The sequence below is a fragment of the Aquibacillus kalidii genome (assembly GCF_014280935.1).
In the GTDB taxonomy this organism is placed as follows: Bacteria; Bacillota; Bacilli; order Bacillales; family Amphibacillaceae; genus Aquibacillus_D; species Aquibacillus_D kalidii.
In genome coordinates, this window is record NZ_JACLZI010000036.1 from 132,971 (window position 1) to 149,106 (window position 16,136).

Here is a 16,136-nt window from a genome sequence, read left to right on the forward strand (position 1 = left end):
TCACATCCTGACTGCTCTTTATCTTTTTACCACTCTACTTAAGTAAAGTGTTTTTAACTTGAATTGAACTTACCATAATAAATTGTAATAAGTCAAGGTTCTTACGTAAAAAAGTACTATAAAAGAAATTAATTAATGTGTTGTGTTCGATCACAAATATTAAATCTGAAATAATTTCTAACACGTCACCTATTTCAGTCCGAAAAGCATCTTTGTCAGCAACTATAACTTTCATTTTAAAACTATTAATACTATTATAAACAAGAGGAAGGAGAATTTCGATGCAGATTAAAGGTGATTTTCATGTTCATTCTAATTATTGCCCTCATGGAACAAACGATTCTATGGAGAAATACATAGAAATTGCGATAAAACATGGTTTTAAGCACTTAAGTTTTACAGAGCATGCACCACTTCCAGAGGGGTTTATCGATCCTACGCCTGACCGGGATAGTGGGATGCGTTGGGATGAGGTAGATGATTACATTAACGAAATCTCGAAACTAAAAGAGAAATACAAGCGTTTTATATCTATTAATGTAGGATTTGAAGTAGACTTTATTGAAGGATATGAAACAGAAACGAAAAAACTGTTAGATCGGTTTGGACAACAAATTGACGATGCTATTTTATCGGTCCATATGCTTAAAGCTCCGAACGGTGAATATGTGTGTTTAGACTATAGCTTAGAAGAATTCAAACGAATAACCGACTTATTCGATACGATTGACCATGTCCATAAGGCTTATTATCATACTGTTGTAAACTCGATAAAAACAGACTTAGGTTTATATAAACCTTCTAGAATTGGACACATAACATTAGTTAATAAATTTTCTAAAACATGTAAACCTATAAACGATTATAAAAAGGAAGTTATGACAATCCTTCATTTAATGAAGGAACAACAATTAGAATTAGATGTAAATACAGCTGGACTTTATAAGGAACATTGCGGCTCTATCTACCCTAACATCGATTTACTAGAGGAGGCAGGTCAAATTGGCCTATCTCTAGTACCTGGATCAGATAGTCACACATACACTCATATTGGTCGGGGCTTTGACTTATTGCCTTCCACCCTAAATTATTCCATTCCAAGAAAATAGAATTACTAGTAAAAGAAAAGCTGCTAACCTCGGTTAGTAGCTTTTCTGCAACAAATTCTTTAATTGTACTTGCTTATTTTTTAACAGGTTGATATCAACCTGTTCAGAAAGAGAGTAAGTTAAGCTTTCGTAATAATGTTCAACAGTCGTTTTACTTTGTTTTCTAACAAGTTCAATAAGTTCATGCCACTGGTCCATATATTGATGTTTAATAATTTGCTTGTTTGAATCTAGATAGTCTTTTATATGTGGCTCTAAAATACTGAACATCATTTCTTTCATTACTTCTTTCTCATTTTTTTCAAAGAATGACTTAGTATTTTTAAAGATACCAATTGCTTTATTAAATTCAGAAACCGATAAATGAACAAATGCATCCTCAAATTCAGGCGAAGTAAAGGAGAAATCGGATAACTGCGCAAGCTCTATATCTTGTTGCATTGATTGGCATCTAGTTTCGATAATATGATGGAACTCCTTCCCCTTCTGATTAATAAATTTTTCTAAACGAAGGGAAACAGCTCTCATTTCCTGTGCTAGATCAAAACCAATTGTTTTTAGAATATCCTTTACACAATTCTTTAGCTCTTCCTTCGCTTCTCTACCATTGTTACTTTTAATCGTTGAAGGATTAAATGCTTCCTTAAATCGATCGGAAAACTGAATTGTATTCCGCTGATCCACATAGAAAAGCTGCTTACTTAACTTTTGGTTAATCTCTTCCTCCATAGAGTCAGAAGGGATTTGCTCAATTGCTTGCTGAATCTGTGCTTCATAATGTTCATTATTAAGGATAAGTTGATGTTTTTCCTCATTATTTAAAGACGCTGATTCTATATACTTGCCTAATAAATGACTAGCTCTTTCTAAGTTATAGTAAGAGGAGTTTATCATTATCTCCATTAACTCTTCTTTAATAAAATAATGAAAATCCTTTTCGAAATGGTCAATTCCATCATCAAGATTTTGTATCCGATTGATTCTTGACTCCATTGCTTTTTTACTAGAAACTGCGTACATCCTAGGTGTTTTCACACCGTATTCTTGTAGTTGTTCTGTTACATATTTCGTTACCAATTCTAATTCTTTCTTATCTTGGGCGAGATCTGCCGCATTTACAATAAAAAACATCTTATCTAAACTAAAGGAATCTTTCACTCGTCCTAATTGAATCAAAAATTCACGGTCCGCTTTAGAAAATGCATGATTATAGTAAGTTATATACAATATAGCATCTGCCTCTTTAATATAATCAAATGCAACACTGGTATGTCTTGCATTGATAGAATCAGCTCCAGGTGTATCCACTAAAGAAATACCTTGCCTCGTTATAGGAGAATCATAAAATAATTCAATAGACTCTACATAACACGCCAATGATTCCTCAGTTACATATTTACTAAACTGGTCTAATGAAGCAGATATACATGATCCAAGTTTTCTATTAACGGACGAATAACCAGCTACTAGTGCATCAATGAGACCTCTGCTTTTTTCATCCAAAGATTGCTTATGATTACTTACATAATCAAACGCTCGCTCAAGAGAATAATCAACTATACTAGTATCTATTAATGGTTGAATATCCTTTAGTATCATTGGTTGATCCTTTAGCTGAACAAGTACAGTCCCATGGGGATTTGTCTCAGTTGGTGGACTTATTTTATTAATCGTCGCTGTAGTCGGATTAGGTGAAGATGGCAAGATATTTGAACCGATAAGTGCATTTGCAAACGAAGATTTCCCAGCACTAAACGCCCCAAATAGGGCAACAGTGTATTTTTTATTTTTAATATTTAAACTATTTTTTTTCAGGTCAGATTGAATTGCTTGAAATCCAGAGATACCTTCTAATATGGTAATGGCTTCTTCTAAATCAAGCACGGTTTGTGATGCGGACTTAGAATGTTTAGCCTGGCTCATAGGGAATTGCTTTCCTTCAGCCCCATCACGACTATCTTGATTAGTTTGGGTTGTGTCTAAGCTCCCTTTCTTGATTTTACTTTCACTTCTTTTTTTAATCTGATCTCTTGCTTTTTCTAAAATTTCTATATTGGATTGATTTGATTGCAAAACATCGTAAAGCTTATTTGATTCTTGGACAAGCCATTCATCTAGTTTAGATAATTCGTAATTTAACTCCCGTAGCTTGTCAATTTGATCAAGTTCTGCTTGAATGCTAGCTTGCTCTTCTCTAAGCCTTTTGTTTAATATCATACTTATTTGTTCCCAACACTCCACTGTTTTCTGCCTATAAAGTTGTTTCAATTGATTGGCTATGTCATCTGTATAAACTAGAATATATTCACCAGTTAGTTTAGCCCCATCTTTAATAAGGTGTATAAGTTGCTCCTTTGGAAAATGAATCGTCAATGCTTGAATCGTTGATAAAACAGACGTGTCATCCAAATTAAGGTCTTTGATAAAATTTGTTAATTTTTCTCTTAGCTTCCACTCCATGTTTGCTTGTACCTGTTTGCTTAATTCTTGGTAGAATTCCTCTAATCTTCTATCTTTCTCAGCCTCAATCTTTTTCTTGGATGAAAATAATCCTAATTTAAAACCTGGTTGAACGGACTCCAAAAATGATTTGGCCAAATCTCTGATCTCAAATGGCATAATATATGCATTATTTAAAGTAGAGGAAACGACTTCTTTATAACTTTGATATAGCTTATTACGCTCTGCTTCTATATCATGTAACCTTTTTTTTAGGAAATGTTCGTCCTGTATCCTTCCTCCATCTTCAATCTGTTCCCTTTTTGCTTCCAATGCCTCACGTTCACTTGAAAATTCATCTTTAAATTTATTAATCTGTGCTTCTACAAGTTTATTTGTTGCATTTTTAACAGATTCTTTTATAAGAGATTCATCAAAAGACATTAGTTGATCAATCTCTGATTTCAAGGCATTTATTTGGTTATGAGTAAGAAGAGTGCTCTTTAACGAAGTAAAATATACTTTAATAGGATTAATTCCCCACGCCGTAAATGTCTCCGTAATTTTCCCTTTATAATCTGAAAATGTTAATTCACTTTCATTATGTTTATCAATTTGATTGATGATCACATATACAGGAACGCCTTTACTTTGCATATCTTTTATAAAATTCAAATTAACTTCAGATTGTACATGGTTGTAATCCATTACATAAAAAAGAACATCTACTGTATGTAACGAAGATTCAGTCATGATTCGATCAGCATCATTAGCTGAGTCAATTCCTGGTGTATCGAGGATTGCTACATTGTTTGGAATGGAGCACTCCTTTTTGCTAATTTCAACTTTTTTAACAGTATCCCCATTTTTACAATATGACTGTACAAGATTATTGTTATATGGGCCACTTAGCTGAATAGGTGCTTCTTCATGAAAGAATACGCGGACAAAATCATTTCCTGAAGTTACTTTTACAAGATTAGCACTGGTTGGAATCGGGCTTTGTGGTAATACGTCATCGTCTATAAGATAATTTATTAAGGATGATTTTCCTGCTGAGAAGTGTCCTGAAAAACAAATACTGTACTCGCATTTATCAATCTTTTCCAATAAATCTAGCGCTTTTTGTGCTTGTATATTCTCATCCAACGCTTGAAATCTTTCAAAAAGCTTTGCAATATTTTCAGGATGTATAGCCCTTGTTTCAGATATAGTCATATATGCTTTTTACCCCTTTGTCTTGGATATATATAAATAAAAGCTCCTCTTTAAACTATTCAAACTTGTACACAATTTGTATAGAATCACCAGTAAGTAATTTTCTTCTATTTACTTATTTGATGGGTGCGATCACTCGCTTCGGCAGAATACTCCGCTTTCCGTGGGCACGGCCTCAGCTTCCTCAGAGCAAAGACCGCTCTTCCGGGATCTTCGGACTCGTGCTGTTCCCACAGGACTAGGTATGCAACGGAAGCGATACATCGCACGAAGAAAATCGGGTTGTATTTTCGAGGAGTCTCCGTATTCTGCCTACGCTATATAATTTTTTCTCATTTTGTGAGTTGTTAAAACCTATGTAATTAACACTTCTTAGACCCTGCCGACTAGAGAGGAGGCTGAAGCGTTCCCCACGGAAAGCGAGTATTTTTCCACAGCGTCGCATTTCCACTCAATAATTAAAGTATTCAGTTGCTGCACATTTTCTCTCAAATACGACGGTATGAATAATAATTGCAAAAATCGGTATCGTTCTTATTACAACAAGTTCATTATACGTATTAATCGTTTACATTTCTAGTCACTAATCTATATTACAATTGTTTTCTATTTTTTTATGAATTTAAAAAATAAAACAAGTATAGTACTTGTTTTATTTCTCACTCAATATATCGGTATTTTCCACCAAAATATAGGATTGGTTCGCCTTCTCTACTTTCAACAGACGTAACTTCGGCAATAAAAATGATATGATCACCTGCTACAACAGTAGTTTGCACATGACAAGTTAATTGAACAAGGGATCCTTCTAACAAGGGAACCCCATTCTTGAACGCATACTCCATTGTGTGATCTGCATCTTTCTGTTTCCCAAATATCATAGATAAATCTTGTTGTTCCTCTGATAAAACGCTTATTCCAAATTGATTTGTTTCCTGTAATATATTATACATACTAGCCTTTTCATCAATAGATATAGCGATAAGTTTTGGTTCAAGTGAAATGGACATAAATGCATTTACTGTCATTCCATACACTTGATTATCTTTCTGTGTTGTTATCACAGTAATTCCTGTAGCAAATTTACCCATCGCCTCGCGAAACATTTGATTTTCCATTTAGCTTCGATCCCCTTTTATAACCTATTAGCATACGAAAAGGATACCATTTTCAGTCTTCATTAAAAAAATAATGCATATCCTGCCTTGTTATCCTATGATATGAACTATTCCCTAACATTTATTCCTATAGACAACAGAAAGCGACAACACTACTTTATAGTGCGTCGCTTTCTGGTTTACATAATATAATTATAGTTAATCTTCATCTTTGTGGAATGGCTTATTGTAATTTGCATTTTTCCATACATATTTCACTAAGCCTTGTTCATCTGAATCAATAATAAAGGAACCATTACTATATCGGTCACTTTTTGGTAGTTCCAGTGGATAAACTGTATGCATGTTACCATTTTCTGTTTGGAATTGAACCGTGTCTTTTTCGTCCACCAATTCAAAACCGACTATCCTGTGTGGGTTTTTCTTCAACTCTCTTAGCATTACAACTCCACGCTTTGCTCGTGACGTTTTTTCAAAGTCGTTTAATTTCATTCGTTTACAGGATCCACGTTGAGTGATTAATACTAGGTTCGGATCTGCTGTTAGATCATCAAAGACAGCCCCATTTACTAAGTATTCCTCATCTTTTAATTGAATTGCTTTTACTCCAGCTGCACGTTGCCCTACTGGAGATACCTCTTGCTCGTGGAACCAAAGTCCATATCCTTTATTTGAAGCCAAGAATATATCTGCATTGCCATCTGTCAAATGAACGTTTTGAAGCCGATCGTCCTGTTTGAGGTTAACTGCAATTAGTGCCTTCGAATATCGTTGTGCATCATATAATTTGAATTCACTTCTTTTTATCATCCCGTTTTTAGTAAGGAAAATAAGGTACTGATCTTCTTTAAATTCTCTAACCGGTAGAGCTTTAATAATAATCTCATCTTTATCGATAGTTACCATGTTAGAGACGTGTTGCCCTAGGTCTTTCCATCTAATATCAGGTAACTCATGGACTGGATAATAAATATACCTACCTTTATTAGTGAATAATAGTACCTTGTCAGTTGTATTTATTTCCAGTAAACCGACTAGATGATCGTCATCCTTGATAGCAAAGTCTTCTCCATTTGAGGCAGCGTAGGAACGTAAACTTGTTCGCTTCACATAACCATCTCGAGTAATTGTTACTAGAACGTCCTCACTAGCAACCATAACTTCTAGGTTTATCTTTAATTCTTCTATTTCTTTTTCAATAACAGTTTTACGCTGATCTGCATATTTTTTTCTTATTTCTTTTAAATCACTTTTAATGACATGAAAAAGCTTTTTTTCGTCATTTAAAATCGCTTCAAGATTATCAATTTTACTTTGCAGTTCTTTTGCTTCTTCCTGAAGTGACGTGATATCAGTATTGGTTAAACGGTACAATTGTAAATTTACAATTGCTTCAGCTTGTTCATCCGTAAAGCCGTAAGCTTCTTTTATTGCATTTTTGGCATCTTGTTTGTCTTTAGAGGCTCTAATTGTTGCGATTAATTCATCTAGAATGGAAATCGCTTTGATTAAACCTTCGACAATATGTGAACGCTCTTTTGCTTTTCTTAAATCATAACGGGATTGCCTTGTTACAACTTCCTTTTGGTGATTGATATAGGATTCGAGCATATCTGTTAAACTCAGAAGCTTTGGTGTTTTATCCTTTATTGCAACCATATTAAAGTTATAAGTAATCTGTAAGTCCGTATTCTTGTATAGAAAGTGTAAGATCCCTTCGCTGTCTGCATCTTTTTTTAATTCAATAACGATTCTTAGACCGGTACGATCTGTTTCATCTCTAACTTCAGCAATACCCTCTACTTTGCGGTCAAGACGAAGTTCGTCCATCCGTTTTACTAAATTAGCTTTGTTCACTTCAAAAGGAATTTCATCGATAACAATTTGTTCACGATTGCTGCGGAGCTTTTCTACTTCCGCTCTACCTCTAACAACTATTTTTCCTTTACCAGTTTTATAAGCTTGTTTTAAGCCTTCAACCCCTTGGATTATACCACCGGTTGGGAAATCTGGACCTTTTATTTCATTCATTAGTTCATCAATTGTAATAGATGGATTATCTATTTTTTTAATAACCGCGTCGATAACTTCACCAAGGTTATGTGGCGGTATTTCAGTTGCGTATCCGGCAGAGATACCTGTCGAACCATTGGCTAATAAACTCGGAAACCTAGCTGGTAAAACTACAGGCTCATCAATTGAATCATCAAAGTTAGGAATAAAGTCCACTGTTTCTTTATCAATATCCCTAATCAATTCTGAAGCAATACTAGATAAACGCGCTTCCGTGTAACGCATAGCAGCAGGTGGGTCACCATCTACACTACCATTATTTCCATGCATTTCTACTAACACATTACGAACTTTCCATGTCTGACTTAGGCGTACCATCGCCTCGTAAACAGAGGAATCACCATGTGGGTGGAAGTTACCAATTACTGTACCAACTGTTTTGGCAGATTTTCTAAATGGTTTATCATGTGTGTTTCTTTCCTCATGCATCGCATACAATATACGTCTTTGTACAGGTTTAAGACCGTCCCTTGCATCTGGTAAGGCACGATCTTGAATAATATATTTACTATACCTTCCGAAGCGATCCCCAATGACATCTTCGAGTGGTAAATCTAAAAACTTTTCTAGTTCAGCCAAACAGAATCCCCCCTTTAGGAATGAATATTTTCATTATCTATAATATTAGTCTCATCATCCATCGTAAATTCCACATTGGATTCGATCCATTTCCTTCTTGGTTCTACCTTATCTCCCATCAGAGTAGTGACACGACGCTCGGCTCTTGCTAGATCATCAATCGTAACACGTATAAGTGTACGGGTTTCTGGGTCCATCGTTGTTTCCCATAGTTGGTCTGCGTTCATCTCACCCAACCCTTTGTAACGTTGAAGAATATAACCATTTTTTAATTCTTTAATGATCTTTTTCATTTCTTCATCGTTCCAAGCGTATTTAATCATTTCTTTTTTCCCTTTACCCTTAGACACTTTATACAATGGAGGTAAAGCAATATAAACTTTACCTGCTTCAATTAATGGACGCATATAACGGTAAAAGAAAGTTAGAAGCAATACTTGAATATGCGCCCCATCTGTATCAGCATCAGTCATGATAATAACTTTATCGTAGTTAACATCTTCTAAGGTAAAGTCAGCGCCAACACCTGCACCAATCGTATGAATAATTGTTGAAATCTCTTCGTTTTTAAACACATCCGCAAGCTTTGCCTTTTCAGTATTAATAACCTTACCACGTAAAGGTAAAACAGCTTGGAACTTTCTGTCCCTTCCTTGCTTTGCTGATCCACCTGCTGAATCACCCTCCACTAAATACAATTCGTTTTTTTCAGGGTTTCTTGATTGTGCAGGGGTTAATTTCCCACTTAGTAAAGCATCTCTTCGCTTTTTCTTCTTACCTGAACGAGCATCTTCCCTTGCTTTCCGAGCAGCTTCCCTTGCTTCCTTTGCCCGAATTGCCTTTTTAATCAACATGGTAGAAATGTCCGGGTTTTCTTCTAGGAAATAGGAAAGATTCTCAGATACAACTCCATCTACTGCAGACCTTGCTTCGGATGTACCCAATTTACCTTTTGTTTGGCCTTCAAACTGAAGTTTAGCTTCAGGAATCCGAACAGATACAATCGCAGTAAATCCTTCCCTGATATCATTTCCTTCTAAATTTTTATCTTTTTCTTTTAAAACATTTATTTTTCTTGCATGATCATTAAAGGAACGCGTAATAGCAGATCTTGCGCCTGATTCGTGTGTTCCTCCATCTTTTGTACGTACATTATTTACGAATGATAGCATGCTCTCGGCATAACCATCATTGAATTGAAAAGCGAAATCAACTTCTATCTCCTGCTGTTCTCCTTCAAATGATACAACAGGATGCAAGGCATCTTTTTCTTCATTCAAATACGTAACAAATGATTCTAGACCATCTGGATATTTATAAGATTCAGACTGATTGTTTCGCTCATCTAATAGGTCAATCTGCATACCTTTCAATAAGAAAGCAGCTTCTCTTAATCTTTCTGACAGCATGTCAAATTGATATGTTGTAGTAGTAAAGATAGTTGGATCTGGCTTGAAATGAATTTCTGTTCCAGTTTTTTTTGTTTTCCCCTTTTTATCTAGAGAAGTGACCGGTACACCACCATTTTCGAATCGTTGCACATAACTATATCCATCGCGGTGTATCGTTACTTCAAGCCATTCTGACAAAGCATTTACTACTGAGGCACCAACTCCGTGTAAACCACCACTAGTTTTATACCCACCTTGTCCAAATTTACCACCAGCGTGAAGAACTGTGAAAATTACTTCTGGTGTAGGACGTCCAGTCTTGTGCATTCCAGTAGGCATACCACGTCCCATATCTACTACAGTAATACTATTATCGTTATGTATCGTTACTTTAATAATATCCCCGAATCCTGCTAATGCTTCATCGACAGCATTATCTACAATCTCAAAAACAAGGTGGTGTAGTCCTCTGGAATCTGTACTCCCTATATACATCCCCGGTCGCTTTCTTACAGCTTCTAAACCTTCTAGAACCTGGATCGAATCATCTGAATATTGCGTTGTTGTTTTCTTTACCACCCGAACACGGCTCCTTTCTCCTGTATATCTAAACGTGTCTTATTTCAACTTTTATGATTACTTCATACATTAGAACAATCGTTCGCTATTGTAAAGATACTCTTTCGCTATACTTTTACTATTTTAGCTTTTTTCTCATATTTCGCAAACAATTTTTGTAAATAATGATCAAGAATGTACGAAATCAGCCCTTATTAATTGGTGGGATTAGAGTTAATTTGACAACCTAAAGTTTGTTTCTTACAACAAAAAATCCCTGTGCATGGACCAGGGATTTTTTCCACCTATTCATTTGCCTATCATAACCGAGTGCGCTACTTTAATACAAGTATCCATTATAACTATATAACCCTTACTTGTTAAATAATCATATGCATCTTGATTAAAAATCCCTTGTTGTGCCCAAAAAGTCGTAGCATCTGTATGAATTGCTTCTTTAGCTATTTCAGGTAAAAATTCAGAACGTCTAAATACGTTGATTATATCAATCTTTTCGTTAATTTCAGTCAGAGAACTATAAGCTTTTTCTCCTAGTACCTCAGATATAGTTGGATTAACTGGTATAATTCGGTAGCCAACTTTTTGCATTGCTTCAGCAATTTGATAGGAGGTTCTTTCTGGTTTGTCGGATAAACCAACAACTGCTACTGTTTTCGCATTCTGTAGGATTTCTTTTATTTTCTCGTTTGATGGGTTTAAGTTATTCATACTAGTTGCCTCCTCTTTAATTAAGATATTTCTAATTTTCATATTTGAGATAAAAGCCGTTATAGTTAAAATCTCACTTTTGGAAATAGGTTGTGTGCTTTGTACTCGTTCCGTAGAATACTCGACTTTTCATGGGCAACTGCCCGGAGCGGCATTCAACGTCACCATTTATTACTGAGACTCTAGATAGTTTTAAAATTCATCGATAAAATTATTATTGTATAGAATGGATACCTCCATACTAACATAAATATAAGCAAATAGTTGAATATTAAATTAGGGAGTACCCTTATTTAATAACTTCATGTTAAAATAACGATACAAGTTTATTAAAGGAGTTATTATATGGACTATTCTTTACTAGCAATTATTGCATATTTTATAGGTTCAGTGCCTTTTGCTCTTATTATTGGGAAACTAGGTTATCAAACTGATATAAGAGAGCATGGTAGTGGAAATCTAGGTGGTACTAACACCTTTCGAGTTTTAGGTGTTAAAGCAGGAATGATGGTGACTGCTGGCGATATCTTGAAAGGAACACTTGCAACGCTTCTTCCCATTATATTTGGTTACACAGAGGTTAACCCTCTGATAATTGGTATCTTTGCTGTTATAGGACACATGTACCCTATCTTTGCAAAATTTAAGGGTGGGAAGGCTGTAGCAACATCGGGTGGTATTATATTAGGTGTAAATCCACTTCTCTTTTTAATCATGATTATTTCCTTTTTAATTGTTCTTTATTTATCGAAATATGTTTCACTTTCTTCGATGATTACAGGACTTGTCGCGATCATTGTTTCGATCATCCAAAGAGATGTAGGGTTATTAATAGTGTTATCTATCCTTACTATTTTTGTCTTTTACCGACATCGTGCGAACATAAAACGAATTATAAATAAAACAGAACCGAAAATAACGTGGATGTAAGTTATATTTCCTAACTTTATTTTCTAAATAATAATTAGTTAAAAGGATCTAACCCTTTGCGCAAAGGCTTAGGTCCTTTTTAAACAACAAGTTAAAAAAATTGAATAAAAGTGTCTTGTTGAGTATACTTTGAAATAGTTGAAAGACGCAGAAAGGAGTCATATTATGGCTAATACTAATTTTAAAACTAAAAAAACACTTCCAAATAAAACAGAACGTCATAAATTATTCGGTTCTGTAGATCCTGGACCAAGAACCAAGCCCACTGAAAAGCACGAAATGGCTGATTTACAAAATACCAGAAAAGACTTCATGTTTGATATAGATGCAGTAGGTATAGCAAATGTAAAGCACCCAATTAGAATACAAAGTGATATCTCACCACATTTTCAAACTACTATCGGTACTTTTGAGTTCACCTCTACGATTACTTTAGATAGTAAAGGTACTAACATGAGTAGATTTACGGAACAATTACACCAATATCATTTAGATGAGAATTTTTACGTTTCCATTACTAGCCTCAAACAGTTTACGAAAGAACTTGCAACAAGATTAAAGCAAAAAGATGCCATGGTAAAAGTAACATATCCCTGGTTTTTCGAACGGAAGGGACCTTCATCTGAGTTAGTAGGAATGAACCATGCTGATGCTTTCATGGAGGTTCATTATGATAGTGACGAAGGCTATGATGTACAGGTTGGCCTGTCAGGTACGATAACAACACTATGTCCTTGCTCAAAGGAAATTAGTGAATATAGTGCACATAACCAACGTGGGATAGTTAGTATGTCTGTAGTACTTTCAGAAGACTTCAGTGAAGAAGATGTAGATTGGAAACATGCTTTATTAGAAGCTGCTGAAAGTAATGCTAGTGCTCGTATTCACCCTGTTCTTAAACGACCAGATGAAAAAATGGTAACAGAACAGGCATTTGAAAACCCACGATTCGTTGAGGATATTGTGAGATTAGTTGCTGCTGATTTGTATGAGCTTTCCTATGTAGATAAGTTCACTATTTCTTGCCGTAACGAGGAATCCATTCATTTGCATGATGCCATTGCAACGATCTCTTATGATAAAAGAGAAGAAGTAGGAAGATAAAAATAGATGAGAAGAGTCTTTATCTTAATTATTAAATTTTATCAAAAAGTAATTAGTCCGATAAAACCTCCAACATGTAGATTTTATCCAACATGTTCCCATTACGGCCTAGAAGCATTCCAACGCTTCGGGGCCATTAAGGGACTTTACTTAACAGTTAAAAGAATTTTAAAATGCCACCCATTTCATCCAGGTGGATTTGATCCAGTTCCAGAGAAAAGTCATAAGCATTCAAAGTAAATTCCTCACATCTTGTGGGGAATTTTTCTATGGATATAACTCTTCAATTTCAGAACAATAATGATATACCTAAAAAGGAGGTAATTAGATGTTCTTTCATACGAAAGAGTTGCAATATAACGCTAAACCAAGTAATCCAGATCCTGTCTATGCGAAAAAACTTCAAGAGATTTTAGGTGGTCAGTTTGGAGAAATGTCAGTAATGATGCAGTACCTTTTCCAAGGTTGGAATTGTCGAGCTGCAGATGACAAGTATAAAGATATGATTTTGGATATTGGGACAGAAGAAATAGCACACGTAGAAATGATAGCAACGATGATTGCTCAGTTATTAGATGGAGCTCCTGCTCGTGTTCAAGATGAAGCAGCTAAGGATCCAACTGTTGAGGCCGTTCTTGGTGGGATGAACCCTCAGCATGCTATTGTAGCAGGTCTAGGGGCAAAGCCAGAAGATAGTGTTGGCTATCCATGGACTGCTCGTTATACAATTTCTAGTGGTAACCTTCTAGCAGACTTTAGAGCGAATCTTAATGCAGAATCACAAGGTCGACTTCAAGTTGTTCGTTTATACGAAATGACTACAGACCCTGGTGTTCGTGACATGTTATCATTCTTAATTGCACGGGATACGATGCACCAAAACCAATGGATGGCAGCAATTGAAGAACTTGAACAAAACCAAAAAGCTATTGTACCAAGTACTTTTCCACAAGCGCTTGAGAAACAAGAAGTATCGTATTCCTTCATGAACTTCTCTGACGGTGAGGAAAGCTCTAAGGGTAGATGGGCTAGTGGTCCGAGCATGGACGGACAAGCGAATTTTGAATATGTCGCAAAACCTGAAGCAATGGGACAAGTCCCTAAATTAAACCCTTCTCCCGCGTACATGCACGGTACCACACTTCCCGGACAAATTGTACCTGGAATGAACCAAGCTAATTATGAAGACAACCATAAAGGTAACGAACTTCACTAAAACTAAGAAGCAGTACCAATTGGTACTGCTTCTTACTATCTCCGATGTACTCTCGTTCGATCACCAGCGAGTTTTTTCCATTTTTCTCGTTCTTTTAATTGTGCCAACTTATCTGTTTTCCGCTCCAAATATTCCAATTCTTTTTGTAGTTTGTGGTAACTAGTTAACCTTTCTTGATCAAGTTCATCGTTTTTTATAGCCTGTTTGACAGCACATCCTGGTTCATGCTCGTGATTGCAATCCCGAAACTTACATAATTCTGCAAAGCGAGTTATATCTTCAAAGCTAACATCAACACTGTCTTCTGCACTCCATAATTGTAATTCACGCATTCCTGGCGTATCTATTAGAACTCCTCCTGTAGGAAGAACTACCAATTCACGATGTGTAGTGGTGTGCCGGCCTTTATCATCTGCTTCTCTAATATTTTGAACTTTTAATAGTTCTTTCCCTAATAATTTGTTAGTTAATGTAGACTTGCCAACCCCTGAAGAACCAAGAAGTGCTATAGTTTCTCCTTCCTTTAAGTAAGGCAATATGTCAGTTATTCCACTACCATTCATAGCACTTACAACATGGATAGGAACGCCAATAGCAATATGTTCGACATCCAAAACTTTTGATTCCACATCGTAACACAAATCAGATTTAGTTAAGATAATAACAGGGTTGGCACCACTTTCCCAAGCCATAACAAGGTATCGCTCTATTCTTCGTATATTAAGATCACTATTTAATGCGCTAACTAAGAAGATTGTGTCAATGTTAGCCGCTACAATTTGTTCCTGAGTAGTTGCTCCAGCAACCTTCCTAGAAAATTTACTTCTTCTCGGTAAAACGTTGTGGATAATTGCTCGATTTTCATGTTGCTGTTTCTTTATAACCACCCAATCCCCCACTGCGGGATAATCATTTCTTTCAGATGAGTTGTGCTGCATTTTACCGGATATCTCTGCGAATAACTGCCCATCTTCATTTAATATTTCATATAAACCTTTATGTTCTTTCGAAACACGAGCCACTGTAAAATCTTCATCATCTATATATCCGTTTGCAAGTGCTAAAAAATAGTCATTCCAACCTAGCTTTTTTAAATTCAATTTAAATCCTCCCATGTGGTATAAAAAAAGAGACCATACCTATGTATGATCTCTTTTTTTAATAGTAGAAACCATAGACATAGCACTGCCCATGGTAATTAAATCCACAATAAAAGAAATTAAAAAATAATCCCGTTGGGCAGTGTAAGAACTTCAACATTTAATTGGTCTGATTGAAATTTAATTAAATTCATAACACATACCCCCTTTTCTTTAATAATTTAATTATAAAGGAAAAATTGGAAAAGTAAAGATTATTTACCGTTTTCTACTATAAGTTAAAACGTTTAACCTGTTCAAACTGCTTTTCTTTTATTAAAATGTCTTTTTGTCTATCTCCAAACAAATCAAAATGAGGATAACTCTGATCATAATGAATCCAATTTGGCTGTAAGTTGTAACGTGCTCCCCACTCAATTAGCTTATCAATATGACAACATCCTACTTTGGTAACTGTTGTACATCCAGGGAAGCGATCGTCTAGCCAAAAGTGAGTTAAAAATGCTATCTCTCCATTTAAAACACACTGCTTCCATTTTTTTAACTCCTCTTTCTTAACACCAAAAGCCATA

13 protein-coding genes are annotated in these 16,136 nt (G+C 35.4%); 5 read left to right on the forward strand and 8 right to left on the reverse strand.

Annotated elements, in window-relative coordinates:
• Nucleotides 1–34 precede the first annotated feature (34 nt).
• The gene (locus H7K77_RS21020; protein WP_222599279.1) at nucleotides 35–235 is read right to left on the reverse strand and encodes a hypothetical protein; all 201 of its coding nucleotides are present in this window, start codon (nucleotides 233–235) and stop codon (nucleotides 35–37) included.
• A 46-nt stretch (nucleotides 236–281) separates the two neighbouring features.
• Between H7K77_RS21020 and hisJ the strand changes: the two genes are divergently transcribed.
• Nucleotides 282–1,109, forward strand: a complete 828-nt coding sequence (hisJ, locus tag H7K77_RS08335) for a histidinol-phosphatase HisJ (protein WP_186577347.1) — start codon at nucleotides 282–284, stop codon at nucleotides 1,107–1,109.
• A 33-nt stretch (nucleotides 1,110–1,142) separates the two neighbouring features.
• Here the strand turns inward: hisJ and H7K77_RS08340 are convergent, their stop codons facing one another.
• The 5 genes from H7K77_RS08340 to H7K77_RS08360 all read right to left on the reverse strand — a co-directional run bounded on the left by H7K77_RS08340 (nucleotide 1,143) and on the right by H7K77_RS08360 (nucleotide 11,214).
• A complete protein-coding gene (locus tag H7K77_RS08340; RefSeq protein WP_186577348.1) occupies nucleotides 1,143–4,766 on the reverse strand; it encodes a dynamin family protein in 3,624 nt (1,207 codons plus the stop codon).
• Nucleotides 4,767–5,425: 659 nt separating this feature from the next.
• Nucleotides 5,426–5,884, reverse strand: coding sequence for a flavin reductase family protein (locus H7K77_RS08345; protein WP_186577349.1), 459 nt, complete (start codon nucleotides 5,882–5,884; stop codon nucleotides 5,426–5,428).
• A gap of 198 nt (nucleotides 5,885–6,082) precedes the next feature.
• Nucleotides 6,083–8,536 (reverse strand): DNA topoisomerase IV subunit A, encoded by a 2,454-nt coding sequence (gene parC / locus H7K77_RS08350; protein WP_186577350.1) that lies wholly within the window; start codon nucleotides 8,534–8,536, stop codon nucleotides 6,083–6,085.
• 14 nt (nucleotides 8,537–8,550) lie between these two features.
• Nucleotides 8,551–10,506, reverse strand: coding sequence for a DNA topoisomerase IV subunit B (parE, locus tag H7K77_RS08355; protein WP_186577351.1), 1,956 nt, complete (start codon nucleotides 10,504–10,506; stop codon nucleotides 8,551–8,553).
• A 288-nt stretch (nucleotides 10,507–10,794) separates the two neighbouring features.
• Entirely contained in the window at nucleotides 10,795–11,214 is a 420-nt protein-coding gene (locus H7K77_RS08360; protein ID WP_186577352.1) for a CoA-binding protein, read from the reverse strand.
• 345 nt (nucleotides 11,215–11,559) lie between these two features.
• On the opposite strand from H7K77_RS08360, the gene plsY reads away from it, so the two are divergent.
• The 4 genes from plsY to H7K77_RS08380 all read left to right on the forward strand — a co-directional run bounded on the left by plsY (nucleotide 11,560) and on the right by H7K77_RS08380 (nucleotide 14,464).
• A complete protein-coding gene (plsY, locus tag H7K77_RS08365) occupies nucleotides 11,560–12,144 on the forward strand; it encodes a glycerol-3-phosphate 1-O-acyltransferase PlsY (protein WP_186577353.1) in 585 nt (194 codons plus the stop codon).
• A gap of 165 nt (nucleotides 12,145–12,309) precedes the next feature.
• Nucleotides 12,310–13,248, forward strand: a complete 939-nt coding sequence (gene folE2, locus H7K77_RS08370) for a GTP cyclohydrolase FolE2 (RefSeq protein WP_186577354.1) — start codon at nucleotides 12,310–12,312, stop codon at nucleotides 13,246–13,248.
• Between the two features lie 6 nt (nucleotides 13,249–13,254).
• A complete protein-coding gene (gene yidD, locus H7K77_RS08375; protein ID WP_186577355.1) occupies nucleotides 13,255–13,488 on the forward strand; it encodes a membrane protein insertion efficiency factor YidD in 234 nt (77 codons plus the stop codon).
• 88 nt (nucleotides 13,489–13,576) lie between these two features.
• Complete coding sequence (locus H7K77_RS08380) at nucleotides 13,577–14,464, forward strand: manganese catalase family protein (protein WP_186577356.1); 888 nt, start codon at nucleotides 13,577–13,579, stop codon at nucleotides 14,462–14,464.
• Nucleotides 14,465–14,499: 35 nt separating this feature from the next.
• Here the strand turns inward: H7K77_RS08380 and rsgA are convergent, their stop codons facing one another.
• Together rsgA and H7K77_RS08390 are read right to left on the reverse strand one after the other, a co-directional pair.
• Entirely contained in the window at nucleotides 14,500–15,564 is a 1,065-nt protein-coding gene (rsgA, locus tag H7K77_RS08385) for a ribosome small subunit-dependent GTPase A (RefSeq protein WP_235988881.1), read from the reverse strand.
• A 271-nt stretch (nucleotides 15,565–15,835) separates the two neighbouring features.
• Entirely contained in the window at nucleotides 15,836–16,135 is a 300-nt protein-coding gene (locus tag H7K77_RS08390; protein ID WP_186577358.1) for a hypothetical protein, read from the reverse strand.
• Between the last annotated feature and the right edge of the window lies 1 nt (nucleotide 16,136).

Excerpts from the sequence above, each read along its gene's own strand:
- H7K77_RS21020 (WP_222599279.1), bottom strand. The coding sequence starts at position 235 with ATGAAAGTTATAGTTGCTGACAAAGATGCTTTTCGGACTGAAATAGGT.
- hisJ (WP_186577347.1), top strand. The coding sequence starts at position 282 with ATGCAGATTAAAGGTGATTTTCATGTTCATTCTAATTATTGCCCTCAT.
- H7K77_RS08340 (WP_186577348.1), bottom strand. The coding sequence starts at position 4,766 with ATGACTATATCTGAAACAAGGGCTATACATCCTGAAAATATTGCAAAG.
- H7K77_RS08345 (WP_186577349.1), bottom strand. The coding sequence starts at position 5,884 with ATGGAAAATCAAATGTTTCGCGAGGCGATGGGTAAATTTGCTACAGGA.
- H7K77_RS08360 (WP_186577352.1), bottom strand. The coding sequence starts at position 11,214 with ATGAATAACTTAAACCCATCAAACGAGAAAATAAAAGAAATCCTACAG.
- plsY (WP_186577353.1), top strand. The coding sequence starts at position 11,560 with ATGGACTATTCTTTACTAGCAATTATTGCATATTTTATAGGTTCAGTG.
- folE2 (WP_186577354.1), top strand. The coding sequence starts at position 12,310 with ATGGCTAATACTAATTTTAAAACTAAAAAAACACTTCCAAATAAAACA.
- yidD (WP_186577355.1), top strand. The coding sequence starts at position 13,255 with ATGAGAAGAGTCTTTATCTTAATTATTAAATTTTATCAAAAAGTAATT.
- H7K77_RS08380 (WP_186577356.1), top strand. The coding sequence starts at position 13,577 with ATGTTCTTTCATACGAAAGAGTTGCAATATAACGCTAAACCAAGTAAT.
- H7K77_RS08390 (WP_186577358.1), bottom strand. The coding sequence starts at position 16,135 with ATGGCTTTTGGTGTTAAGAAAGAGGAGTTAAAAAAATGGAAGCAGTGT.